Origin of the sequence: Acinetobacter indicus CIP 110367 (genome assembly GCF_000488255.1) — a bacterium.
Lineage (GTDB): Bacteria > Pseudomonadota > Gammaproteobacteria > Pseudomonadales > Moraxellaceae > Acinetobacter > Acinetobacter indicus.
On sequence record NZ_KI530754.1, the window covers coordinates 178,765 to 205,250 of the forward strand.

Genomic DNA, 26,486 nt, shown 5'->3' on the forward strand with positions numbered 1-26,486 from the left:
GGTATTCATCGTATTAAAATCAGGGAATTATATGTCACAGGCGCTGGCCAACACCAAACCAACTCCAGTCAAAACAGAGAGTTCCAGCAACGATTCCGGTGCGCTCAAAGAGTTTCGCACCCCGCCGCATAACCTGGCCATTGAGCAGGCCGTTCTGGCTGCCCTCATGACCGTGGCCGAATCACTGGAACAGGTCGGAGATGTATTACAGGAATCCGATTTCTACGCCACGCGACACAAATATATTTACCGTGCCATTGATACCCTGGCCAAAGAAAACTCCCCTTATGATGCCGTTCTGGTCAATGACTGGCTGATCAAGCACAATCTGCTTGATGCCATTGGTGGTGAAGAATATCTCATGCAGCTGATGGCCGATTCACCATCGAGTTTCTATAACCTGGAAACTTATGCGGCTAAAATTAAAGAGTTTTCGACCTTAAGAAACATGATTAAAGTCAGCTCGGAAATTCTGCAAAATGCCTATGACACCAAAGGCCGCACTGTCAGTGAAATTCTAGACCTCGCTGAAACCAATATTTTCCAGATTGCCGAGCAGCACAATAACAACAAGAAAAATGCCGGTCCGAAAGCCATTAATACCGTCGTGGCCGATGTCTTCGACAAGTTAAATGAACTGTCGCAAATGGATGGCAACATTACCGGTCTGACCACCGGCTTTGTCGAGCTGGACAATAAAACTTCGGGGATGCAAGCTGGCGACCTGATTATTGTTGCGGCCCGTCCGTCAATGGGTAAAACCACCTTTGCCATGAACCTGGTTGAAAGTGTACTGTTCAATAACGACCTGCCGGCGCTGGTTTACTCCATGGAAATGCCAGCCGATTCAATTGCCATGCGTCTGATTTCCTCGTATGGCAAAGTGCATCAGGGGAATTTACGTTCCGGCAAACTCAGCGGCGATGAATGGTCCAAAGTCACCGGCACCATTTTACAGCTACAAGAAAAGCATTTATACATTGATGACTCATCAGCGCTCCCTCCAACCGAAGTACGTTCGCGTGCGCGCCGAATTGCCAAACAGCACGGCGGCAAACTCGGCTGTATCATGGTCGACTATTTGCAGCTGATGAAAGTACCGGGCATGGGCGATAACCGTGTCGGCGAGATTTCAGAAATTTCGCGTAGCTTGAAAGCCCTGGCCAAAGAAATGCAATGTCCGGTCATTGCCCTCTCCCAGCTCAACCGCTCGCTGGAAAACCGTCCCAACAAACGCCCGGTGATGTCCGACTTACGTGAATCGGGTGCGATTGAGCAGGATGCCGACTTGATCATGTTCATTTACCGTGATGAGGTCTATAACAAGGAATCTAAAGAAGCCGGTACTGCCGAAATTATTATTGGTAAGCAGCGTAACGGCCCGATTGGCACCGTGCGTCTGGCGTTTGAAGGCCAATACACCCGCTTTAGTAACCTTTCCCCTGAGTTTTATGCTCAGTACGATGATGATGAATAATTCAGCCATCATTGCCTTTTCATGACCCTGTAGGAGTAAATAAGGGTGCGCCAAGCTACAGTTTATATTGATCGTGCTGCGCTTCAATATAATTTAAACCGTGTCAGACAACTTGCCCCGACTGCCAAAATTGTCAGTATGGTCAAAGCCAATGCTTATGGACATGGCGTTAAAGACTGCTTAGCAGCCTTACAAGACAGCGATGCCTTTGGTGTCGCCTGTTTACAAGAAGCACTGGAAATTCGTGAACTGGGGTTCCAGCAACCCATCACCCTGATTGAAGGCGTGTTCACTGAAGATGAAATGCCAATTGTCATTGAACAGAATATCGAGATTGTGGTGCATCAGCCTGAACAGGTTACATGGCTCATTGCGCACAAAGATGCCTATATCTCTAAAAATCTGAAAGTCTGGGTTAAGCTCAACAGCGGCATGAACCGTCTGGGCTTTAAACTTGAGGTGATTAAAGAGGTCATTCAGCAATTAAAATCGGCCGGCTTTACCTGTGTTCTGGCGATGCACTTCGCCAATGCAGATGCCGATCATCCACTGAATGATGAACAGATCCGTCAGTTTCTGGAAGTAAAAAACGACTGCGCACCGATTTTAGCTTCGTGCTGTAATTCTGCTGCTATTTATAAATATCCGGAACTGCATTTTGATTTTGTCCGTCCCGGCATCATGCTTTATGGCGCAACTCCGTTTGCAGACCGAGATATTTATGCACTAGATTTAAAACCGGTGATGACCTTTAGCGCAGAAATTATTGCCTTAAATGAGATTCAGGCCGGTGAACAGGTTGGTTATGGCTCGACCTTTACTGCCGATAAAGCTATGCAACTGGCTATTGTGTCCATTGGCTACGGTGATGGCTATCCACGTGCCTTCTTTGCGCAGAATTTTGTCGCCATTAAAGGCCAAAAAGCAGCTGTAGTCGGTCGTGTTGCCATGGATATGATTGCTATTGATGTAACTGGATTGGATGTTCAGTTAGGCACGGAAGTCGAGCTTTGGGGCAAGCAACGATTAGTGGATGATGTCGCAGCGGCCAATGGCACCATTGGTTATGAGCTGTTGTGCCGCTTAACCCAGCGTCCGGACCGTAAAGTTATTTAATCTTTTCAATAAAAGAGAATCTCAATGGAGGTTCTTTTTTTATTCTTTTTATAACGCAGGCAGCAGATTTAAGCCACCTCATCTACCACCGAATGATTTAGCGCCTCATATAGCACCTGAAGCAATCCATCAACCTGTGTGGCATTTAATTGATGCGGTAAAAATTGCGCATGACCGAGTTGCTGGAAATAGGCTTTGATCTCGCTATTACGCATCACATATTTCATAGCCCAATCCTGAAAACGCTGCTGGGCAACATGATTCTCGGTAAAAATCTGGATATTCTGATGACGCGGATCACCAACAATCCCGGCAAAAATTTCCTGAACGGCCTGTTCATCACCTTGCAGACATTGAAAAAAATAACCCTCTGCATAGCACAGCACACCCGATACCTGATGCTGGGTATTAGCATTGCGCGCTTCGATCAGAATATTGCGTAAATCTTGCAGTAAATTTTCAGCCGTCGAGGTACTCTGGCTGGCATAGCAAAGCTGAAACATATTCAAGTCCTCATCATGATCTGTACGAATATTTTTTGATTTTCTTAAGGATTTATCATTCAAGGAAAACTTGATTAAAATAAAGGGACTGAGCTTTTAAGTCAAATAATCTTCGGTTGGCACCGGCAATTCCTGCAACCCGCGTCTTAAGGTATCGGACCACTGCTTGCTAATATATTCAAAGTACGGGTCTTCTTCGCAAATACGTTTGCCCAAAGGAATATGCAGGCTGTCTTTATGATAAACCATACAGTCCAGCGGCATACCCACGGACACATTGGAACGTAAAGTGGAATCAAAAGAAATCAGGCCGCAGCGTAAGGCATCTTCCAGCGACATATCATAGCGTAAGGCCCGGTCAAGAATTGGTTTGCCATATTTGCTTTCTCCAATCTGGAAAAACGGCGTATCACGCGTGGCGCAAATAAAATTGCCTTGCGGATAAATATGATACAGCTGCATCGGCTCGCCTTTAATCTGCCCGCCCACCAGCAAATTGCAATAATAATTATGCTGCTCGTCTTTATCGTCAGTGACATCCTGAATGACTTTTTTCAGCAAGCAGCCCACCAATTCTGCCACTTCAAACATGGTTTTGACACTATATAAATGCGGTTCCTGGTTTAAAGTCAGATGATTTTTTAAATGACCGATGACTGCCTGTGTGGTCGCTAGGTTACCCGAGGTCTGAATGGTAATCAGGCGCTCGCCTTCCACCCCAAAGGTATACAGCTTGCGAAATACCGAAATGTGATCGACCCCGGCATTGGTACGCGAATCACTAATAAACACCAGACCATCTTTTAAACGCAGCGCACAGCAATACGTCATAGCATTATCCTTTTAATTGTCATCCATTACTTAGCAGGCTAGAACCTGCACCATGGTCTGCATGTGCTCGATGCCGCCTTTTTCTCTTACGCCACGGACCGGCGCCACATCCCAATAATCCCGCCCGACGGCCAGATAGACATGCGAGTCTGGCTGAAAAGCCAGATTGCTGACATCAAAACAGTACCAGTGCTGTTCTAAAAATACCTCTACCCAGGCATGGCTGGCAAGATGTGAACTGTTGCTGCTATATAAATAACCGGAAACATAACGTGCCGGGATGCCTAAAGATTTACACATGGCAATCAGCACATGGGCATGGTCCTGACAGACGCCCTGTTTGGCCTGAAAGGCTTCAATGGCGGTGGTCTGCACCGAAGTTTGGGCCGGACGGTATGGTATATGGCTTAAAATCGCTTCTGACAAACGAATCAGGTTGTCACGATTCACCTGCAACACATACTGCCGTGCAAAACACTGCATTTCAGGGCTGCACAGCGTGCTGGCTGTTGGTTGTAAAAATAGATAGGGATTCAGCTGATCTTGCAGGCCCCATCGCATCTGCGGACGCAACTCGACAATGCCCTGCGCCATAATACTCAGACTTTGATAGCTAAAGCGCTGGGTGCTGGTCATCCAGATATTCTGAAAAGCATCCTGTTTAATCTCGGATTCCCCTGGCACACTAATCGCCCAATGATGAACCTGTTGATGGGCATTGTTCGGCGGGGTCATTTTAATATATTGAATACTGTTACAGGCCGGTGCCGAATAATGATAATGGGTCTGGTGATTAATCATGAGCCTCATGCATCGGCCTCGAACAGTTGCTGAATATGGTCACTAAACTGGTAAAAATGCATGCTGTCGGGTTGCTGCTTCAGCTTCATCCAGATTTCGGGTAAAGAATCCCAGCCGGCTTGGGTCAATAACCCTACCACCACTTCAATATAATAGACCGTGCCCTGAATATCCTGCTTTAAGCGCAATTGCCGGTCCAGTTGCTCGAGATGCTGCCCCAGTTTAAAGAACAGGAAAATATCAGATGCTTCAGCTTCTAAGACTTCATGACAATCTCCAACTACATCACAGATATAGGCTGGATTTTCTTTGGCATTTTTAATGTACTGGTTTAATTCGGCATAGGCATGTGCCGACAAGACCCCGCGTAAATCCTGAATATTATCTTTGGCATACTGAAACTGCTGATGAAAAGAGGCGGGCTGTTCCGGATTTAGAATCAGCTCATTTAAAGATGCCGCATCAAAGGCTGGCAAACAGAAGGCGTGTGCATACTGCAAGGCATCATCATTATATTTAAATGGAAACTGACTGCATAAATACTGGATGCGGGTCAAATAACGACCCAACCAGAAAATCTGCTGTGCATTACGACTCAGTAAAATCACATGATTCTCCTTGGGAGTTGTTATGAATGTAAGGGATCAACCACCCAGGTATCTTTAATGCCACCACCTTGAGATGAATTGACCACCAGCGAACCGGCCTGCATGGCCACACGGGTTAAGCCACCGGGAACAATTTCAGTACGATAAGGCGAGCTGAGCACAAAAGGACGTAAATCAATATGCCGTTCGGCAATGCCCTGTTCGGTTAAGGTCGGACTCACCGACAGATTCAGGGTCGGCTGGGCAATGTAGGCTTGCGGTGCGGCCAGAATTTTCATTTTAAACTCGGCCAGTTGCTCCTCGGAGGCTTGAGGACCAATCAGCATGCCATATCCACCTGAACCTTGTGCTTCTTTCACTACCAACTGTTCCAGATGTTCCAGCACATAGGCCAGATCATCTGCTTCGCGGCATTGATAGGTCGGGACATTATTTAAGATTGGTTGTTCACCCAAATAGAAATGAATCATTTTATCGACATAAGGATAAATGGATTTGTCATCGGCCACCCCGGTACCCGGCGCATTGGCGATGACGACGTGATGCTGTAAATAGGCCGACATCAGGCCCGGCACACCCAGGGTGCTGTCCGGTCTGAAACAGAGCGGGTCTAAAAATGCATCATCTACCCTGCGATAAATTACATCAACCTGCTGTTTGCCCCGCACCGTTTTCACATAAACCTTGTCATTTAATACAAACAGGTCACTCGATGTTACCAAAGGTACACCCATCTCACGGGCTAAAAATGCATGTTCATAATAGGCACTGTTATAGCGCCCCGGGGTCAGTACCACAATAAAAGGCTGATCGACATAGGCATTTTCGGCCAGAATTTCTTTTAAAAGCTGCGGATAATGCTCGATGCCCTGAATATTATTCTGCTGATACAGCTGGGGAATCAGTTTCTGGCTAATCTTACGGCTTTCCAGCATATAAGACACACCCGATGGCGTTCTTAAATTGTCTTCCAGCACAAAAAATTCACCGTGCTGATCACGAATAATGTCAATGCCACTAATCTGACTATAGACCTTACCCTTCAGACCATGACCAAGCATATGTGGCTGATAGGCTTCGTGGGTCAGCACCTGCAGTTCCGGTACGATACCGGCTTTTAGAATATCCTGTTGATGATAAATATCATGTAAAAACAGATTTAGCGCCCGAGTACGCTGGGCACAGCCCAAGGCCACTGTATTCCATTGCTGCCGGGCCATAACCCGCGGAATAATATCAAAAGGAATGGTGCGCTCGGTGCCTTCCTGATCGCCATACACGGTAAAGGTAATTCCCTGATACAGAAAATGTGCTTTGGCGGCATCATTCAGTGCTGTCAGTTCTTCTAAACTGTGCTGGGTCAGCCATTGTTCGATTTTCTGCGCGGCACTATCGGCAAGGCTCTGTTCGCCCGACAATTCATTAAAAAATTCAGATTTCAATTGTTCGAATAATACAGATGATTTTTGCTGCGGCAGCGAAATATCGGTCACCGAGACCTGCACCCGCTCTAAAAGATGGTCTGATGTTATTGTATCTATTGAATTTGTATCTTGATTTTCTTTCAGCATACAAACCTCATCATTGTTATCCTTTCTAATTTTATATAAGCAATTCCAGTGCCAATAATTGTGACTTGGTATTCACTCTTTCTTTATCGCCGATCTGTACAGATAAAACAAATCTTATTTTGCTTCATCTTGTATCAATTTATCGCCAGACCTCGTGCCTGCCACTTGCCAAAAAGCATGACATTTCTTATTGTGTGGACTATAGCCATGTACTCTCCAATATTTATCTCAGCGCTGATTCCAATATGTCGACACAAGAAAAAGAAACGTCCAATAGTCTCTATCGCCAGTGGCAAATCCTGTCCCGCCTTTCTACCGGAAAATGGATGGGCACCCGTGAATTACAGGAAATTCTGCAACGTGAAGGCATTGATATCAGCCTACGTACCATCCAGCGTGATTTAAACCAGATTTCGCAGCGCTTCCCGATTGAAAATAATGGCACCGTCCCGCAAGGCTGGCGCTGGCGCTCCGATGCACCGCTACAAAGCCTGCCGCACATGACCAGCTCACAGGCAGTCACCTTTATGATGGTGGAAGAACATCTCAAACATCTGTTACCACCTAGCCTGATTGAGGAAATGACTCCGTGGTTTGATCTGGCACGGCGCAGCCTGTCGACCCAGAACAATGTCCGCCAGTGGATTAACCGGGTGCGGATTGTGCCGGCCATTCAGCCGCTGATTCCGCCAGTGGTCGATAAAAGCGCACAACAGGCCATTTATGAAGGCTTATTGCAGGATAAACAGCTGGAATGTGTTTACCATCCACGTACCACCGCTTCGGAAGAAAAGACCTATATTCTGAATCCGCTGGCGCTGGTACAAAAAGGTGCAGTGATTTATCTGATTTGCACCCGACACGACAAAACCGATATTCAGACCTTTGCCCTGCATCGCTTTAAATCGGCGGAGGTATTAAATTCCCGCGCCCTGCATCCGGTTAATTTTGATATTGATGCCTATATTGAATCCGGCGCGCTGGGCTTTAGAGTCGATTACAGCAAGCCGACTGAAAATATCGAGTTGAAACTGACCATGTCAGAAGCCGATGCACATTATTTTGAAGAAACCCGTTTAAGCAAAGACCAGCAGATTATCCAGCTGGACAATGGCTTGTATCAGGTCATTTCCAATGTACCATTTACCTCGCAACTGGTGTGGTGGCTGCGCAGTTTTGGCAAAAAACTGGTACAGATTGAACCGGCAGAAGTGTCTGACGCTGTGCATCAAGTCAATGAATAAAAAAGGTCCCAAGTCCGGGACCTAACATTTGCTTATCATTTTTTCAATTTTTTTGTTATCGCTGCTGATTTTTAGGGAAGTTGAACAGGATGCTATTGCTGTTAGCATGCCAGTTCAGCCGTATTATAACGAATGGTTTTTAAGGTCATCGTGTACTCCTCTCTGTTTGGATAAGATGACTGTAACGCTTCCAACATCATCTGTGAAATCATAAGATCTGCAGCTTAAATCTGTTTTTTTCTTAAACTCAATGTCCACTTTATTTATTCAGCACATAAAAAAAGCCCGCGATCTCAACCGCGGGCTTTTTCACAAATTAGGATCTTTTAAGCAGATTTACGGGCTTGGGCATTTTTACGAATGGTGATCATCACCAATTGAACTGCCGCAGGAGTCACGCCTGGAATACGACTGGCCTGTGCCAGAGTTTCCGGCAATACCTGTTTCAGCTTCATGGTGATTTCACGCGACAGACCAGATACGCCGTCATAATCAAAATCAGCCGGGATTTTGGTTTCTTCCAGACGTTTCATCTGCGCTACATCTTCATGCTGACGGTTGATATACCCTTCGTATTTCACCGCAATTTCAATCTGATCACCGACTTGCTGCGATACTTCTGAACCAGTCAGTTCGGCAATTTGCGCAAAAGTGATGTTTGGACGTTTTAGCAGGTCAATTGCAGAACACTCTTTAGAAAGGTCTGCACCCGTCATTTCAACGAATTTTTTACCCATCGGGTTATTTGGCGCAGCCCACAAGTGCTGTAAACGGCCTTTCTCACGCTCAACTGCATCCATTTTTTCACAGTAAGCATTCCAGCGTGCATCATCCACCAGACCCAGTTCACGGCCAATCGCGGTTAAACGCTGATCTGCGTTATCTTCACGCAGCATTAAACGGTATTCGGCACGTGAGGTGAACATCCGGTACGGTTCTTTGGTTCCCAAGGTAATCAGGTCGTCAACCAGTACGCCCATATACGCTTCATCACGTTTTGGCGTCCACTGTTCCTGATCCCAGGCACGGCGTGCAGCGTTCAAACCTGCAAGCAGACCTTGCGCACCGGCTTCTTCATAACCAGTAGTCCCGTTGATTTGACCGGCAAAGTACAGGTTATTAATGGCTTTGGTTTCCAAAGTGAATTTCAATGCTTGCGGGTTGAAATAATCGTATTCAATCGCATAACCCGGACGCAGAATATGGGCATTTTCCATACCACGGATTGAGCGTACCAGTTCAAACTGCACATCAAAAGGCAGTGAAGTTGAAATACCGTTTGGATACAGCTCATGTGTATCTAGACCTTCAGGCTCCAAGAAGACTTGGTGCGAATCTTTGTCGGCAAAACGGTGAATTTTATCTTCAATCGAAGGACAGTAACGTGGACCTACCCCTTCAATCACGCCGGTATACATTGGCGAACGATCCAAACCACCACGGATAATGTCATGGGTTTTTTCATTGGTATGGGTGATATAGCAGTTAACCTGTTCAGGATGCATCGACGCATCGCCCATAAATGACATCACTGGAGACGGGAAATCACCCGGCTGCGGCGTCATCACCGAAAAATCAACTGAACGTGCATCAATACGCGGTGGAGTCCCGGTTTTTAAACGGCCCACCGGCAGCTGCAATTCACGTAAACGGTGTGCCAGAGAAATAGAGGGTGGATCACCGGCACGACCACCGCTGGATTTTTCCAGACCGACGTGAATCACACCACCCAGGAAGGTCCCGGCAGTCAATACTACCGTTTTGGCATCAAAGCGAATGCCCATTTGGGTGACCACACCTTTAACGGTATCGCCTTCTACAATCAGGTCATCCGCCGCTTGCTGGAAAATATCCAAATTGGCCTGGTTTTCCAAAGTCTCACGAATGGCAGCTTTATAGCGAACCCGATCAGCCTGTGCACGTGTGGCACGCACTGCAGCACCTTTACGCGAGTTCAGAATACGGAATTGAATCCCGCCTTTATCGGCAGCCAGCGCCATCGCACCGCCCAAGGCATCAATTTCACGCACCAGATGCGATTTACCAATACCACCAATGGCCGGGTTACAGCTCATCTGCCCCAAAGTCTCAATGTTATGAGTTAAGAGCAAGGTTTGTCGGCCCATACGCGCCGCAGCCAAAGCCGCTTCCGTACCCGCGTGACCGCCGCCGATAACAATGACATCGTAAACTTTAGGATAATGCATAGTGGTAAATTGAGAGATAAAAAGAAATGACAGAATATTATAGCAAAAGCCGGCGTATAAGTTGACAGATTAAGTCAATTTTATTTGGATTTTCTCGTGGTTTTTCACCTGATTGATCGCCTGACAATGTAAATGAACGTTGCAGATATACCGCAAATAAAAACATTTCATATTAAAAATTAACCAGATATAGGTTGTTTTATTTTGATTATTTTTTATCCTAAATCATGTACTCATTACAAACAAGCACAGGTACGAATTATGAATAAGAAGATACTCCTCTCATCCATCCTCTGCGGTTTATGTTTATCTCCATTTGCAGCTGTACAGGCAAATGACAAAGTTGAAAAAGTGTACGATTCTCAGCGCTATCAGAATGTCTGTAAAGGCAAATCTCAAGGTGCTGCGGTCAGCTTTGCCTATCGTGGCATTATCTGGAACGGTACCTGCCAGCCACAGTTCTTCCCGGCAGACAGAAAACTCGATATTCACGGTGATGAAGCTGCACTGTATACCACCTGTGGCCAAGACATGAATGCAACCACGGCAACCATTTCCGGTGCAGAAGTTCGTGGTAAATGTGCCCTTGGATTTACCCCGCCGCGTCCTGCTCAAATGTAAACTCCAACCCGATTCACATCTAGCCAAAATATGTGAACTCAATCAAGAAAACAGCCATTTATTACCAAGTAAATGGCTGTTTTTATTATTTTTATGGTTGATTTAAAACTCAACTCAATTACACTGAAACTGGGGAAAATAAGAATTAAATAGGATGATGCCATGCAAAACGGCATTTTTACCTTCTTTCTACCGCTAACCTTGGCGGTATTAATGATGGGTTTGGGCTTGCTACTCAGCCCTAAAGATTTTATTCGGGTCAATCAGCAACCGAAAGTCATTTTTATTGCCTTGTTTACCCGGCAGGTCTTGCTGGTTGGACTGGCATTTATTCTCTGCCTGTTTTTAGAACTACCTCCTTTGCTGGCAGTGGGGTTAATGTTGCTGTCAGCTACCCCTAGTGGTTCCACCTCTGCCCTGTTCAGCTATGTCTATAAAGGTGATGTGGCCTTAAATATTGTCGTGGTCGCCATCAATTCGGTGATGGCCATTTTAACCCTGCCTTTTGTGATTAGTATTGCCATGCGCTATTTCATGGCCGATCAGACCGAAATCAACATGCCAATTGAGCGGATTGCCTATACCTTCCTGCTAATTTTAGTACCAGTCTGTTTAGGGATGGCCATTCGCTCGTCTTTTCCAGAGCTGGCCAAACGGCTGAGTAAACCGATTCGACGCATGTCGGTATATTTTATTTTTGCCCTGTTCTTTTTCGCGCTCTTTCAGGAGCGCTATCAGCTGGCGCAGTATATGGAACAGGTTGGACTGGCCACCGCCCTGTACGCTTTTATCAGCTTGGTGGCTGGTTATGTGCTGCCACAACTAATGGATATTCCCGAACAGCAGGCGCGCTCCTGTGGTTTCTTTATGAGTATTCATAACACCGCGCTGTCTTTAACCCTGGCACTGTCGGTACTACAAAGCACCCAGATTGCCATTCCTGCCGCCATTTACACCATCTTCATGTATATGTTTGCCTTGATCTTTGGACATTTACTGGCTAGACGAATGCCGTTAAATTCGGTAAAACAGAAAGTCATAGAGTAATTTGAATAAACAGTAAAAGATATTTTGCATGAAGCAACTGTCTTTTCTCACAAGGATAAATTTGACAGGAAGGTCATATGGATTCAGGCATTATTACCGTTATGCTGCCCTTGGCGCTGGCCATTATTATGGTTGGGCTGGGGCTGGAACTCACGCCCAAAGATTTCGCACGCGTTACCAAACACCCCAAAGCAGTCCTGGTCGCACTATTTTGCCAGCTGGTATTGCTGGTCGGGATTGCCTTTTTATTATGTAAAATTCTGGCACTACCGCCGTTACTTGCCGTCGGCATGATGCTGCTGGCTGCTTCGCCGGGTGGCAGTACCGCCAACCTGTTCAGTTATTTATTTAAGGGCGATCTGGCGCTCAACATTACCTTAACCGCAATTAACTCGGTGATTGCAGCACTGACCTTACCCATTATCGTCAATTTCGCAATTGCCCACTTTTTACAGGCTGACCAAAGCATTGGCCTGCAATTCAGTAAAATCTTGCAGGTATTCGGGATTATTATTGTGCCGGTGATTATTGGCATGTTAATTCGTCATTATGCCCCGCGACTGACCGAGAAACTGAACAAGCCCTTACGGATTTTTGCAGTGATCTTTCTGATTTTAATTATCATTGGGGCCATTGTGCAGGAGCGACACAATATCCTGAATTATATTGGTGATATTGGCCTGGCTACCGCACTGTTCTGTATTTCCAGTCTGGTGATTGGTTACTTCGTCCCACGCCTGTTTGGGATTAATAGCGCCCAGGCCCGCGCCAGTGCCTTTGAAATCGGGATTCATAACAGCACGCTTGCCATGACCATTGCCTTAACCGTTATGGCCAGTTCAACCGTGGCCATGCCGGCGGCAGTCTATTCTATTTTCATGTATATCTTCGCCGCCATTTTTGGCATGTTATTAAACCGCTTTGTGCCGATTGCCGAACCCAAGCCTGTGGTGGCAAACAGTTAAGTACTTTTTTCACCCAAGGATGTCGCGCTGGCATCCTTTTTATTTTGTACATTGGTAGGCGAAACCGATTGCCTTCCGCTACAATATCCTTTTGAAAAAACAAATTAGGTTATTCCTGTGAAGTGGTTACAAATACATATTACTGTTGATCAAGCTCAAGTCGACTTTACTGAAACATTACTCAGCTCACTTGGCGCCGTGAGTGTAACGCTGGATGATGCTGAAAATCAGGACTTGCTTGAACCACTTCCAGGCGAAACACCGCTGTGGAACAAGGTGATTGTGACCGGTATTTATGCACAGGACGAAAACGAAGAAATTGATGTGGCTGCGCTGGAAACTTTCATTCGCACTCAACTGCCAGATGCACCAATGCGTAGCGAATTCCTGGAAGATCAGGTCTGGGAACGCTCATGGATGGATTATTACGAGCCAATCCAGATTGCTGAAAAATTCTGGATTGTACCGGAATGGCTAGAGCCCCCTGAAGCAGATGCGGTGAATATTAAACTGGATCCGGGTCTGGCCTTTGGTACCGGTAACCATGCCTCAACGTTCCTGTGCCTGCAATGGTTAGGTAAAACCGATGTTAAAGATAAAATCGTCATCGACTATGGTTGCGGTTCTGGCATTTTAGGTGTTGCTGCCCTACTTTTAGGTGCGAAAAAAGTCTATGCCACTGATATTGACCCGCAGGCGGTTTTAGCCACCCAGCAAAATGCTGAATTGAATGGCGTACTGGATCGTCTGTTTGTCGGTCTGCCTGAAGAGTTTAATGAAACCTTAAAAAATCAGAAAGCCGATGTACTGGTTGCCAACATTCTGGCTGGCCCGTTAATGATGCTTGCGCCTGAATTCGCAACTTTAACCAAATCTGAGGGAGAGTTCGCACTTGCAGGTGTAATCGAAGAGCAAGTTGCTGAAGTTTCTAGTGTTTATTCTGAATTTTTTGATATATTAGAGGTCGAAAAACGTGAAGAAAACTGGTGCCGAATTTCCGGGAAGCGCCAGCCGCATTAATCAACCTCTATAGATCTTATGAGTGAAAAGCAGACCAAGTGCCCCGAGTGTTTAACCACCTATAAAGTTTCTGTTGCACAGCTTACAGTGGCTCAGGGCATGGTTTGCTGTCCCAAATGTGCCTCTACCTTTAATGCACTCTCGCATCTGGTGCAGCCAAAGCCTGCGCCAACCCAGCTCGAATACAACGGTTTTACTGGTGGACAGGTCAGTTCGCCGGTTCTGGCCGATCATGGTCTGGCTTTTGACGACACACATGAAACCCATCTGCTGGATATTTTTGACCGTAAGGTTGAACATTCCAATATTGATTTAAAGACCTACTTAAACAATCTGAATTATTTCAGCACCGAACCGATTGCCAGTATTCCCTCGATGAATCTGTCTGAAAATGAACTGCAGCAAGAACGCAAGAAACATGGTGCGGGCTATTACACGCTGTGGGGTATTGTCAATTTTAGTCTGGTCGGTTTGCTGATTTTCCAGATTCTATGGTTTAACCCGAAATTCATGAACAACAGCCCTGCCCTGACTGTGGCTTTTAACGGGGTCTGCCAGCTGTTTAACTGTGAAACCTTTGAAAAGCAGTACAGCCTGATTTCAATTAACCGTGTGCGGGTGAAACGCTATGACCATGAACATACCTTGTTCTCCGGCGAGCTGATCAATTTTCATGACAAGAGTTTGGTATTGCCAAAACTGAAAATCACCTTAAAAGATGATAATGAAGAAGTGGCGACCTATGTACTCGAACCGAAAGAGTATTTAATTAAAAGTCTGGCCAGCATTGAGCGGATTCCAAAAAATACCCCATTCAAGTTTGAAATTCAGCTGCCAGTGACCCGAAAAAGCTTTGATACCTATAATTTAGAAATTATCAAGCCTTAAAAATTAAAAAAAAATGTAAAAAAAGTGCAGTTTTCTTGCTCACTTTTTCTAAGACAATGGTATGATACGCGCCACGTAAGCTTAGTGCTGCATACTCCTCAGTAATTCAAAACAAATAGAAACTCGCAGAATGCGCCTTATTTTCAATAACGCGTATTGAGCAGGTTTTTTCGTTTCGATTTTTGGTCTGTAACAATTATTAATCTATTGTTACGCTTATTTTTCGACCAGCGCTGTGAGTTGTGGCAAGCTGAATGTTCCAGTTTTAGAACTCTCGTTTTAGGATCTAAAACGGGGTTCATTTATTTATAGACCACATTTATATATCACTTTACCCAAGTGATATCTGATTTTTCGGATTAATTCGCATGAATAGCAAATCTCCTATTTTTACTGCACAATCTGATGTCGCTCTTCGTATCCACGTTGATCGCGCAGTTCGCCATTACTTTGCTCAATTGCAAGGCGAGCAACCTTCTCAGGTGTATGACATGGTGCTAGCAGAAATGGAGAAACCTCTTTTATCTGTAGTTCTAGAATATACACGTGGTAACCAGACACGTGCTGCCGAGATTCTAGGCTTAAACCGTGGTACTTTACGTAAAAAGTTAAAAGCTCACGGTTTAATGAGTGAATAAATGATAAAATGCTCGCGGCTTTCGTGGGCATTTTTTTTAACCGCATTTTGCTAATGTTTTAATCTGTTTTTTGATAACTGTGACGAAAATCATGACTATTAAACGCGCTTTAATCTCTGTTTCTGACAAAACTGGAATTGTTGAATTTGCACAAAATCTAGTGGCTCTTGGGGTAGAAATTTTATCTACAGGCGGTACATATAAGTTGCTTAAAGATAACAATATCGCTGTAGTTGAAGTTTCAGAGCACACCGGTTTTCCAGAAATGATGGATGGTCGTGTAAAAACTTTACATCCTAAAATTCATGGCGGCATTCTGGCTCGTCGCGGTCTAGACGAAGCTGTAATGGCAGAACACAACATCGATGCAATCGATTTGGTGGTAGTGAACCTTTATCCATTTGCAGCAACGGTTGCAAAACCTGACTGCACCCTGCCAGATGCGATTGAAAACATCGACATCGGTGGTCCAACCATGGTTCGTGCTGCGGCGAAAAACCATGCGTCTGTCGGTATCGTCGTCAACGCATCTGACTATGCGACTGTTATTGCCGAGCTTAAAGCTGAAGGCAGCCTGTCATACGCAACCCGTTTTGACCTGGCAGTGAAAGCATTTGAACATACTGCACAATACGACGGCATGATCGCATCTTACTTAGGCGCTCGCGTAGGTAAAGAACAAGGCGAAGCAGACAAATTTGCGCGTACGTTCAATACACAATTGAACAAAGCACAAGATTTACGTTACGGTGAAAACCCGCATCAATCTGCTGCATTCTATGTAGACCCAGCGGCAACTGAAGCATCTGTTTCAACAGCTAAACAGCTGCAAGGTAAAGAACTTTCTTATAACAACATAGCCGACACTGATGCTGCGCTTGAATGCGTGAAATCATTCGCGAAACCTGCTTGTGTGATCGTAAAACACGCGAATCCATGTGGTGTTGCGGTATCTTTAGACGGCATTCAAGCGGCTTACGACTTGGCTTATGCAACCGATCCTGAATCTGCATTCGGTGGCATCATTGCATTCAACCGTGAATTAGACGTTGCAACTGCACAAGCCATTGTTGACCGTCAATTCGTTGAAGTGATTATTGCACCAAGCGTTGCTGAAGGTGTTTTGGACGTGACTGGCGCGAAGAAAAACGTACGTGTACTGGTCTGTGGCGAATTACCAGCAATTGACGAACGTGCGCCACAAATGGACTACAAACGTGTCAACGGCGGTTTGCTGGTGCAAGACCAAGACTTGGGCATGATCACCAAAGATGATCTTAAAGTGGTGACCAAACGTGCTCCAACCGAGCAAGAAATTGACGACATGATCTTTGCCTGGAAAGTTGCGAAATACGTGAAGTCTAACGCGATTGTGTATGCGAAAAACCGTCAAACCATCGGTGTGGGCGCAGGCCAAATGAGCCGTGTAAACTCTGCGCGTATTGCAGCAATTAAAGCTGAACATGCAGGCCTCGTGGTTGAAGGTGCAGTGATGGCATCTGACGCATTCTTCCCGTTCCGTGATGGTATTGATAACGCTGCGAAAGCAGGGATCAAATGCATTATCCAGCCGGGTGGTTCTATGCGTGATGAAGAAACCATTGCAGCAGCTGACGAAGCTGGTATTGCCATGGTGTTCACTGGCATGCGTCACTTCCGTCACTAATTAACTAAATTAATTAGAAGTCGTATTTAATCATCCCCCTAAATCCCCCTTTGTAAAAAGGGGGACTTTTCGCGTAAGAGAACAGTGTTTTTCGCGATTCCCCTCCCTTTCTTAAAGGGAGGTTGGGAGGGATTCAATTTTGAGGGATTTTTTAAATGAACATTTTAGTTTTGGGTAATGGCGGTCGTGAACATGCATTGGCATGGAAAATCGCACAAGATGAAAAAGTTGCTAAAGTTTTTGTTGCACCAGGCAACGCAGGTACAGCAACCGAAGCTAAATGTGAAAACATCAATTTAAGCATTTTAGACAATGCGGCGATTATCGACTTTGCAAAAAACAATGCGGTAGATTTAATCGTGGTTGGTCCTGAAGCACCGCTGGTCAATGGTGTGGTGGATGCTTGCCGTGAAGCAGGTTTAAAAATCTGGGGTCCAACCCAGTTTGCAGCGCAGCTTGAAGGCTCTAAAGCATTTGCCAAGCATTTCTTAAAACGCCACAACATTCCAACTGCATTCTATGACGTATTCACTGAAGTTGATGCAGCCAAAGCCTTTGTTGAAAAAAATGGTGCGCCGATTGTGATCAAGGCGGATGGTCTTGCTGCAGGTAAAGGCGTAATCGTGGCGATGACCAACGAAGAAGCATTTGCAGCCATTGATGACATGCTGGCAGGCAACAAATTTGGTGATGCCGGTTCTCGCGTAGTCATCGAAGAATTCCTTGCAGGTGAAGAAGCATCATTCATTTGTATGATTGATGGCGACAACATCTTGCCAATGGCCACTTCTCAAGACCATAAACGTATTTTTGAAGGCGACCAAGGTCCAAACACAGGCGGTATGGGTGCCTACTCTCCTGCGCCTGTGGTGACTGCAGACGTATTTGAGCGCGTGATGAAAGAAGTAATGCGCCCAACCGTTGACGGTATGAAAGCAGATGGTCACGTATACACCGGTTTCTTGTACGCTGGCTTGATGATTGATGAACAAGGTCAACCAAAGGTAATCGAGTTTAACTGTCGTTTCGGTGATCCTGAAACTCAACCGATCATGATGCGTTTAAAATCATCTTTGGTTGATCTGGTTGAGGCTGGTATTGCAGGTAACTTGCCAGCAGAAGCTGAATGGGATGAGCGTAAGACTGTCGGTATTGTTTTAGCATCTAAAGGCTACCCAGAAACGTCTAGCAATGGCGATGTGATTTCTGGTTTAAACACCGAAATGACCGATGCCAAAGTGTTCCATGCCGGTACAAAAGCCAATGAAAATGGTGAGATTGTCACTGCTGGTGGTCGTGTACTTTGCGTAACTGCACTAGGCAACACCATTGGTGAAGCACAAGCAAAAGCTTTAGAACTTTGCCAAAAAGTAACCTTCGACGGCGTTCAATATCGTAAAGATATTGGTTACCGTGCGATTGCGCGTGAAAATGCTTAATTCTCTCTTAGATTGATTAAGTAAAAAAAACCCCGCTGAATGCGGGGTTTTTTATGCTTCTAAATTTTCCCTCTCCTCTCAGGAGAGGGTTAGGGAGAGGTGCTTTAATTTTTCATTATGAAGCCAACCCTCCGCCTCACCTTCTCCCTGAGCCATATATAGCGCAAGAGAAGGCATTTCATGTCTTATCTCATTACGGAAATTATCATTCTTTTCTTGATAAATGCATTTATGATGTATCAAGAGCTTATTAATCATTTTAACATGAAAATTCACCTCCAAACCCCTCGCCTGATCCTCCGGCAATGGCAAGACAGTGATGCATCCCCATTTATCCAAATGTGTGCCGATCCTGAAGTCATGCGCTATTTCCTCAATCCCTTGACCGAGCAGCAAAGTCTGGCTTTTATGCAACGTATCCAAAATTTTATTGCCACACACGGCTGGGGCCTGTTTGCTGTCGAACTAAAAAGCAGCAGTGAATTTATCGGGTTTATTGGTTTACATCAGCATCTAGAACACTATGATTTTGCCCCATGTATTGAAATTGGCTGGCGACTAGCCAAGCAATACTGGCACAACGGTTATGCCACCGAAGGCTCAAAAGCCGTACTGGATTATGCTTTTCGTGAGCTACAGCTGGACAACGTAGTTTCCTTTACTACCGTGCTCAACACGCCCTCGGAAAAGTCATGCAAAAATTGGCTTAAGCAAAGTCAAAACCTTTGCGCATCCGCTGGTGCCGGCAGATCATCCTTTACTTAAGCATGTGCTCTATCAGATTGATCGCCAAAGCTATCTGCAAGCGCATTAAAAATCTCAAGTTTGGATGAGAACTGTCATAGGATTGAAGGAAATAATCGTTATAAAGATCTATCATCCTACCCCATCTGCGCTATATCTATTTTTACGATTTAGATTGGATAATTTTTTACATAAACATCTATAAGATTTTTTCATAGATTTAGCCCTTTCAATTCAAAATAGTAAATTGATTTATTTATTCTTTTCTTATTTTATGAACTTTACTTATGCAGGAATACGGCTAAAGGTCTAGTTTCTATACACTATTTTGTATATCAATTTATTGTTATGATGTAGGCCATTTTTTTCGCTATCTTCTAAAAATAAAGTTTTCAATTACATGGCTTTAAGCGTTTTTAAAGTCAATTGAAAAATACAGCAGATAGCTAAAAGCCTAAACGAATTCGCGCACTGGACGGACTTGAATCTCGCCTCTTTCGGCTCAAGTGAAACCCCGGCGCTTAAAATTATCAATAAAGTAACAGCCTGGCTGCTTCACTTTATTTGGGATGGACACATGAAAAAGTTCCTTGGCCTGGTTCTAGGTCTTTCTGTTGGTTTAGCTGGCTGTGCAAAACAGGAAACGCCGGCAACTGACGCCGCACAAACTGATGCTGCAACTGTACAAACCGTCACCATGGCATCTACCGGTTCCGATGCTGACATCTGGCGCTATATTGCGACTTTGCCTGAAACTGAAGCGGCGGGTATCAAGCTGGAAGTGAAAAACTTCACCGATTACGTTTCAATGAACACCGCTGTGGCAAACAATGAAATTGATGTGAACGCATTCCAGTCTTATGCTTATCTGGTGGCTTACAATGCCAACAATGAGCAGAAGATTGCGCCGGTTTCGACCACCTATCTTGAGCCAATGGGTATTTACTCAAGCAAAGTGAAAAAAGTGGAAGAGTTCCAGAACGGCGCGACCATTGCTATTCCGAATGATGCAGCCAATGAAGCGCGTGCCTTGCTGTTATTGCAATCTGCAGGTCTGATCAAGCTGAAAGCAGACTTCTCTCCTGCAACGGGCACTCCAAATGACATTACTGAAAATGCCAAAGCAATTGTCATCAAGCCAATTCAAATGGCGACTGCAGTTCGTGTTAAAGATGAAGTGGATGCCATTGTGCTAGGCAATACCCTAGCGATGGAAGGCGGTTTAAACGTACTGAAAGATTCAATCTTCTACGAACCAATTGACCAGAGCACCAAGCTGAACGTCAACGTATTGGCAGTTGCAGAAGCACGTAAAGATGACCCGATCCTGAAAAAAGTCGGTGAGCTTTATCACACTGAAGCGGTGAAACAGTATGTAGATCAAAACTTCGGTGGCACAAAAGTTGCGGTAAATAAACCTGTCAGCTATTTAACTGAAACCAATTAAGCATATAATGCTGAGTTAACAAACAGGCAAAGTGTACTTTGCCTGTTTTTCATTTTTGTACAGTTTCTTGACGCTATGATCCAATTTAAGAATATTTCCAAACATTATCAGCTTAAAGGCCAGACCATTCGCGCGCTGGATCAGGTCAATCTGCAAATTCCAGATGGCAGTATCTTTGGAATTATTGGTTATAGTGGTGCAGGAAAAAGTACCCTCATTCGTCTGATTAATTTGCTGGAGCGCCCGAATGAAGGTCAGGTAATCATCAATAACACTGACTTTACCGCTTTAAGTGCCAAGGCGCTGCGTCAGGAACGTGCCAATATCGGCATGATTTTCCAGCACTTTAACCTGCTACAAACCAAAACCGTAGCGGCCAATATTGAAATGCCGATGAAACTGCTCGGCTGGTCGGCAGCAGAGCGTGAAAAACGCCTGAATGAACTGCTTGAATTTATTGATCTAAAACATAAAAAAGATGCCTATCCAGATGAGCTGTCTGGCGGTCAAAAACAGCGGGTCGGGATTGCCCGTGCCCTGGCCAATCATCCTAAAATCTTACTTTGTGATGAAGCCACCAGTGCGCTGGATCCGCAAACCACGCAATCGGTGCTGGAACTGCTAAAAAAAATTAATCGTGAACAAGGCATTACCATTGTCATGGTCACCCATGAAATGGATGTAATTGAATCAGTTTGTGATTATGTGGCCGTTATGGAACATGGCCAGGTGATTGAAACCGGTTCTACCCTGGCCATTTTTAGCCAGCCACAGCATCCAACCACCAAGAATTTTATTCAAACCGTGCTGCAACAGCAGTTACCGGTGAATATTTTAAACAATCTGGAAAACCAGAATCAGCACAGTATTTACTGCCTGAAATTTTTAGGGAAATCGGCGCAGGAAACCGTGATTCAGGCAGTAATTAAACAGTTTGATTTAAGCCTGAATATTTTATTTGCCAACATGACTGAAATTAATGGCGCGGTGATTGGGCAGATGTTTATTCAGTTGCTAGGGGACCCGGCCATTATTCAGCAAGCACTTCAGTTCCTCGAACAAAATGGGGTTCAGGTTGAACAAGCAGGAGTACAAGGATGAGAGATTTAATTGTCCAGTGGCTCACCAGCCTGACCGCGCCGTTCTGGAAAAGCGCCTTGTCGATGGACCAGTTTGTCACAGCCTTACAAGAAACTTTCCACATGGTGTTTTTTGCCATGCTGTTTGGCTGTATCTGGGGCTTTATTCAGGGGATTACCCTGGTCGCCACCCGTCCGGGCGGTATTTTACCGAACCGCGCGATTTATCATGGCCTGAACCCGATTGTAAATGCGCTACGTTCCCTGCCATTTATTATCCTGTTAATTGCCGTTATTCCTTTAACCAAGTTTCTGGTCGGTACCTCAATTGGCACCTGGGCTGCCATTGTCCCGCTGACCATTTATGTCGGTCCATATATTGGCCGTCTGGTGGAAACCTCATTGCTGGAAGTGAATGAAGGGATTATTGAGTCAGCACAAGCCATGGGTGCGACACCGCTGCAGATTATTTTCAAGTTTATTTTGCCGGAAGCACGTAGCTCGCTGATTCTAAACCTGACCACCGCCACCATCAGCCTGATTGGTGCAACTGCAATGGCCGGTGCCGTCGGTGCCGGCGGGATTGGTGATCTGGCGATTTCTTACGGTTACCAGCGTTTTGATACCAGCGTGGTGATTCTGACCGTCATTGTGCTGCTGATTCTGGTGCAAATTGTGCAGATGCTGGGTGAATGGCTGGCTAAACTCAGATAAGGGTTCACCTCTCTATTCTCTATCCAGAACGAGACAGATTACTCATTCTCAAATTAATCACCCTCTACGGAGGGTTTTATTTTGGCTGTTAATCACCCTCATAGCAGCCCGAAAACGCTGGTTTTCAGCCCATGCAGATTACTGTTCAAGTGATGAGAAACCAATCCGCTACGTTGGTTTACATATCTAAAACTTCGCCATTTCCCCTTAATTTCAAACTGAAAGCCAAAATCCCGTGCTAAAATGTGCAGTGGTTTTTGCAGGGACTGATTTATGCACTTTGTTCATCTTGGTATTCATACTGAATTTTCGATTACAGAATCTATCGTACGTATACCTGATTTAGTCAAAGCCGCAGCCAGTGAAGAAATGCCTGCCCTGGCCATCACCGACCTGTCCAACCTTCATGCCGCCGTCAAATTCTATGGCAAATGTCTGGGCAAAGGCATCAAGCCGATCATGGGTTCGGAAATCCGCCTGAATGATGCCGAACATCGCATGACCTTACTGGCCATGAACAATCATGGCTGGCGTAATCTGACCGAAATCGTGTCGCGCGGTTTTATTGAAGGCCAGCAGCTGGATATTCCCTGCGTACAGAAAGACTGGGTCTTGGAGCAGCATGACGATTTAATCGCCCTGCTCGGCATTCACTCCGATGTCGGTAAAATGCTCTGTACCTCTAACCCGCAAAAAGCCGAACCTTTACTTGAAGAATGGATTGCCAAGTTTGGAAACCGGGTTTATCTGGCCCTGACCCGCACCAATCGCCCGAATGAAGAAGACTTCATTTATGAAGCGGTACAGCTGGCGAAAAAATATAATATTGGCGTGGTGGCACATAATGATGTGCACTTCATCAGCCGTGAAGATTTTGAAGCGCATGAAGCGCGCGTCTGTATTGCCGATGGTTATGTCTTGGGTGATAGCCGCCGTCCGAAAAACTACAGCCCGGAGCAGTATTTTAAAACCCCTGCAGAAATGACCGAGCTGTTTGCCGACATTCCGTCTGCCATTGAAAACACCTATCACATTGCCAAGCGCTGTAATGTGACGCTGCAACTGGGCAAATACTTCCTGCCGGATTACCCGATTCCGGAAGGCCATACCATTGAAACCTTCTTTGCGCATTTATCCAAGGAAGGTCTGGAAGAGCGCCTGAACCATCTTTATCCGGTAGCGCAGCGCGATGAAGACTGGCCTGAAATCCGCAAACCGTATGATGAGCGGATTGAATACGAAATTAATATTATTAACTCGATGGGATTCCCGGGTTACTTTCTGATCGTGATGGACTTCATTCAGTGGTCGAAGAATAACGGCGTGCCGGTCGGTCCGGGTCGTGGTTCGGGTGCCGGCTCGCTGGTAGCGTACAGTTTAAAAATTACCGATCTGGATCCGCTGCGCTATGAACTGCTGTTCGAACGTTTCCTGAACCCGGAACGTGTCTCGATGCCCGACTTTGACGTCGACTTCTGTATTGCCGGCCGTGACCGCGTGATTGACTACGTGGCCCGTACCTATGGCCGTGATGCGGTATCACAGATTGCCACCTTCGGTACCATGGCGGCTAAAGGTGCGATTCGTGACGTGGCCCGAGTTTTGGGTAAATCTTATGGTCTGGCCGACCGTATTTCCAAAATGATTCCGACCAAACCTTTGGGTCTGAGTCTGGAAGAATCGCTGGCGGCTGAACCGCAGTTAAAAGATATTGTCACCAATCCGGGTAACCCGGACTATGACGATGCTTCTGAAATCTGGGAAATGGCGTTAAAGCTGGAAGGCATTACCCGAAATACCGGTAAACACGCCGGTGGTGTGGTCATTGCACCGACCAAAATTACCGACTTCTCTGCGGTGCTGTGTGATGCCGATGGCACCGGCCGGGTGGCCCAGTACGATAAAGATGACGTTGAAGCCGCTGGTCTGGTCAAGTTCGACTTCCTGGGGCTGCGTAACCTGACCGTAATTGAAGATGCGGTGCAGAATATCAATAAACGGGTTAAACCCGAGGTCCCGCTGGATATTGCCCATATTCCGCTGGATGACAAAGATGCCTATTTGGTCTTTGCCAATGCTAATACTACTGCGGTATTCCAGTTTGAATCCGTGGGCATGAAAAAGATGCTGAAAGAAGCACGCCCAAGCAAGTTTGAAGAAATTATTGCCTTCGTATCTTTGTATCGTCCGGGTCCAATGGACCTGATTCCGGACTTTATTCATCGTATGCATGGCGGTGAATTTGAATACCTGCATCCGCTGCTCGAAGGTGTACTGGAACCGACTTACGGCATTATGGTGTATCAGGAACAGGTGATGCAGGCCGCACAGTACTGTGCCGGCTATACGCTTGGTGGTGCGGACTTGCTGCGCCGTGCCATGGGTAAGAAAAAACCCGAAGAAATGGTCAAGCAGCGTAAAATCTTTATTGAAGGTGCGGCCCAAAAAGATATTGATGAAGCCACCGCCAACCATATTTTCGACTATATGGAAAAATTCGCCGGCTATGGTTTTAACAAATCACACGCCGCTGCCTATGCGTTAGTGGCCTACCAGACCGCCTGGCTCAAAGCCCATTACCCGGCCGAGTTCCTGGCTGCCGTCATGTCCTCGGAAATGCAGAATACCGATAACGTGGTGTTCCTGATTGATGACTGCCGCCACAATGGTCTGGAAGTATTACCACCGTCGGTGAATATGTCGCTGTATCATTTCCATGCCACCGATGACAAAACCATTGTGTATGGTTTAGGCGCAATTAAAGGCGTGGGTGAACAGGCCATGCAATCGGTGATTGATTCGCGTATCCAGCAAGGACCATATAAAGACCTGTTTGATTTCTGTCACCGGATTGACCTGAAAAAAATCAATAAACGCACCTTAGAGGCCCTGATTCGTGCCGGTGCGCTAGACTGTTTAGGCATTGAACGTTCCAGCCTGATGGTGCAGTTACCGGAAGCGGTGCAAGCTGCAGAACAGGCCCGTTCTAACCGTGAAACCGGGATTATGGACCTGTTTGGTGAAGTCGAAGAAGTGCAGCGCAAACCGGCCAAACCGGTTAAACCGTGGTCCGATGAAGTCCGCTTAAAAGGTGAAAAAGATACTTTAGGCCTGTACCTGACCGGCCACCCGATTGATGTATACCGGGCTGAGCTGAAATCCTTTATTCCGGCGCGAATTAATGAACTGAGTCCGACTCGCCGTGGGGTCACCACAGTCTTTGCCGGACTGGTGCTGGATGTGGCCAACTTCCCGAACCGGGTGGTGGTGACCTTAGATGATGGCACCGCACGAATTGAAGTATCAGCCAATCACGAGCGTTTCCAGCGCTTTAAAGACATCATCCAGGTTGAAAAAGTGGTGGTGATTGAAGGCGAAATTTATGAGCGCGAAGGTTTTGACCGTCCAATGGGGCGTCTGACCAAAGCCTTTAGCCTGAATGAAATCCGTCAGAAACGGGCTAACAGTATCAAGATTACGCTATCTGCCGAACATGACAGTAAAACGCTGAGTCGTGATGTACAGCAGATTTTGATGCCGTATACCAATATTGATATGAGCACGCATATTCCTGTGATTCTGTATGTAGATTATGGTTATGCCACTGCTGAACTGCATTTAGGCGTGCAATGGAAAGTCGCGCCAATGGATGAACTGCTGATCAAGCTACGTGATTATTTTGGTAAAGATGCTCTGCATATCGAATATCAGGTGAAATCTAAAGCCGCCCAAGCGGTTGCGCATGAGCCCAAGCCTGCCCACGTTCCGGCACCTCCAGCGGACATGAGCATGGATGATGCGCTCGATTTATATCAGGCCGAAATGGGTCAATATTCTTAATTTAAAATTTTCTTTATTCT

At 45.8% G+C, this 26,486-nt stretch carries 21 protein-coding genes and 1 pseudogene; 16 read left to right on the plus strand and 6 right to left on the minus strand.

Going from position 1 to position 26,486, the window contains the following annotated elements; translation table 11 throughout:
- Positions 1-31: 31 nt before the first annotated feature.
- Both dnaB and alr read left to right on the plus strand, forming a co-directional pair.
- A complete protein-coding gene (gene dnaB / locus P253_RS05600; RefSeq protein WP_005178744.1) occupies positions 32-1,477 on the plus strand; it encodes a replicative DNA helicase in 1,446 nt (481 codons plus the stop codon).
- A 45-nt stretch (positions 1,478-1,522) separates the two neighbouring features.
- A complete protein-coding gene (gene alr / locus P253_RS05605) occupies positions 1,523-2,593 on the plus strand; it encodes an alanine racemase (protein ID WP_016659097.1) in 1,071 nt (356 codons plus the stop codon).
- A 68-nt stretch (positions 2,594-2,661) separates the two neighbouring features.
- On the opposite strand, the gene P253_RS05610 is transcribed toward alr, so the two are convergent.
- From P253_RS05610 to P253_RS05630, 5 genes are all read right to left on the minus strand, one after another.
- On the minus strand, positions 2,662-3,096 hold the full coding sequence (locus tag P253_RS05610) for a BLUF domain-containing protein (protein WP_016659098.1): 435 nt from the start codon (positions 3,094-3,096) through the stop codon (positions 2,662-2,664).
- 96 nt (positions 3,097-3,192) lie between these two features.
- Complete coding sequence (locus tag P253_RS05615; protein WP_005178750.1) at positions 3,193-3,927, minus strand: proteasome-type protease; 735 nt, start codon at positions 3,925-3,927, stop codon at positions 3,193-3,195.
- A gap of 30 nt (positions 3,928-3,957) precedes the next feature.
- Positions 3,958-4,737 carry a transglutaminase family protein gene (locus tag P253_RS05620; RefSeq protein WP_016659099.1) on the minus strand — a complete coding sequence of 260 codons (780 nt, stop codon included), beginning with the start codon at positions 4,735-4,737 and terminating at the stop codon, positions 3,958-3,960.
- A complete protein-coding gene (locus P253_RS05625) occupies positions 4,734-5,336 on the minus strand; it encodes an alpha-E domain-containing protein (protein ID WP_016659100.1) in 603 nt (200 codons plus the stop codon). The genes P253_RS05620 and P253_RS05625 overlap by 4 nt, the downstream gene beginning before the upstream one ends.
- Positions 5,337-5,356: 20 nt before the next feature.
- Complete coding sequence (locus tag P253_RS05630) at positions 5,357-6,907, minus strand: circularly permuted type 2 ATP-grasp protein (protein WP_016659101.1); 1,551 nt, start codon at positions 6,905-6,907, stop codon at positions 5,357-5,359.
- Between the two features lie 245 nt (positions 6,908-7,152).
- Here P253_RS05630 and P253_RS05635 point away from each other — a divergent pair, with 245 nt between their 5' ends.
- The gene (locus P253_RS05635; protein WP_016659102.1) at positions 7,153-8,151 is read left to right on the plus strand and encodes a helix-turn-helix transcriptional regulator; all 999 of its coding nucleotides are present in this window, start codon (positions 7,153-7,155) and stop codon (positions 8,149-8,151) included.
- A 326-nt stretch (positions 8,152-8,477) separates the two neighbouring features.
- Here P253_RS05635 and mnmG read toward each other — a convergent pair whose 3' ends face one another.
- A complete protein-coding gene (gene mnmG, locus P253_RS05640; RefSeq protein ID WP_016659103.1) occupies positions 8,478-10,358 on the minus strand; it encodes a tRNA uridine-5-carboxymethylaminomethyl(34) synthesis enzyme MnmG in 1,881 nt (626 codons plus the stop codon).
- Positions 10,359-10,619: 261 nt separating this feature from the next.
- Between mnmG and P253_RS05645 the strand changes: the two genes are divergently transcribed.
- From P253_RS05645 to dnaE, 13 genes and pseudogenes are all read left to right on the plus strand, one after another.
- A complete protein-coding gene (locus P253_RS05645; RefSeq protein WP_005178766.1) occupies positions 10,620-10,979 on the plus strand; it encodes a hypothetical protein in 360 nt (119 codons plus the stop codon).
- A 162-nt stretch (positions 10,980-11,141) separates the two neighbouring features.
- Positions 11,142-12,026: a bile acid:sodium symporter family protein gene (locus P253_RS05650; RefSeq protein WP_016659104.1), complete on the plus strand. Its 885-nt coding sequence runs from the start codon at positions 11,142-11,144 to the stop codon at positions 12,024-12,026.
- A gap of 77 nt (positions 12,027-12,103) precedes the next feature.
- Entirely contained in the window at positions 12,104-12,991 is an 888-nt protein-coding gene (locus tag P253_RS05655; protein WP_016659105.1) for a bile acid:sodium symporter family protein, read from the plus strand.
- 117 nt (positions 12,992-13,108) lie between these two features.
- A complete protein-coding gene (gene prmA / locus P253_RS05660) occupies positions 13,109-14,011 on the plus strand; it encodes a 50S ribosomal protein L11 methyltransferase (protein ID WP_016659106.1) in 903 nt (300 codons plus the stop codon).
- A gap of 18 nt (positions 14,012-14,029) precedes the next feature.
- Entirely contained in the window at positions 14,030-14,899 is an 870-nt protein-coding gene (locus tag P253_RS05665; RefSeq protein ID WP_005178772.1) for a DUF3426 domain-containing protein, read from the plus strand.
- A gap of 368 nt (positions 14,900-15,267) precedes the next feature.
- Positions 15,268-15,537 carry a DNA-binding transcriptional regulator Fis gene (gene fis, locus P253_RS05670; RefSeq protein ID WP_001086304.1) on the plus strand — a complete coding sequence of 90 codons (270 nt, stop codon included), beginning with the start codon at positions 15,268-15,270 and terminating at the stop codon, positions 15,535-15,537.
- A 91-nt stretch (positions 15,538-15,628) separates the two neighbouring features.
- Positions 15,629-17,203 (plus strand): bifunctional phosphoribosylaminoimidazolecarboxamide formyltransferase/IMP cyclohydrolase, encoded by a 1,575-nt coding sequence (gene purH / locus P253_RS05675; protein ID WP_005178775.1) that lies wholly within the window; start codon positions 15,629-15,631, stop codon positions 17,201-17,203.
- Positions 17,204-17,358: 155 nt separating this feature from the next.
- Positions 17,359-18,642: a phosphoribosylamine--glycine ligase gene (gene purD, locus P253_RS05680; protein ID WP_016659107.1), complete on the plus strand. Its 1,284-nt coding sequence runs from the start codon at positions 17,359-17,361 to the stop codon at positions 18,640-18,642.
- Positions 18,643-18,906: 264 nt separating this feature from the next.
- Positions 18,907-19,456: pseudogene (locus tag P253_RS05690) on the plus strand (GNAT family N-acetyltransferase).
- Positions 19,457-19,963: 507 nt separating this feature from the next.
- Complete coding sequence (locus tag P253_RS05695) at positions 19,964-20,833, plus strand: MetQ/NlpA family ABC transporter substrate-binding protein (RefSeq protein ID WP_005178787.1); 870 nt, start codon at positions 19,964-19,966, stop codon at positions 20,831-20,833.
- A gap of 75 nt (positions 20,834-20,908) precedes the next feature.
- The gene (locus P253_RS05700; protein WP_016659109.1) at positions 20,909-21,934 is read left to right on the plus strand and encodes a methionine ABC transporter ATP-binding protein; all 1,026 of its coding nucleotides are present in this window, start codon (positions 20,909-20,911) and stop codon (positions 21,932-21,934) included.
- Positions 21,931-22,626: a methionine ABC transporter permease gene (locus P253_RS05705; RefSeq protein WP_005178793.1), complete on the plus strand. Its 696-nt coding sequence runs from the start codon at positions 21,931-21,933 to the stop codon at positions 22,624-22,626. Before P253_RS05700 ends, P253_RS05705 begins: the two co-directional genes overlap by 4 nt.
- Positions 22,627-22,899: 273 nt before the next feature.
- Positions 22,900-26,466 carry a DNA polymerase III subunit alpha gene (dnaE, locus tag P253_RS05710; protein WP_016659110.1) on the plus strand — a complete coding sequence of 1,189 codons (3,567 nt, stop codon included), beginning with the start codon at positions 22,900-22,902 and terminating at the stop codon, positions 26,464-26,466.
- Positions 26,467-26,486 lie beyond the last annotated feature (20 nt).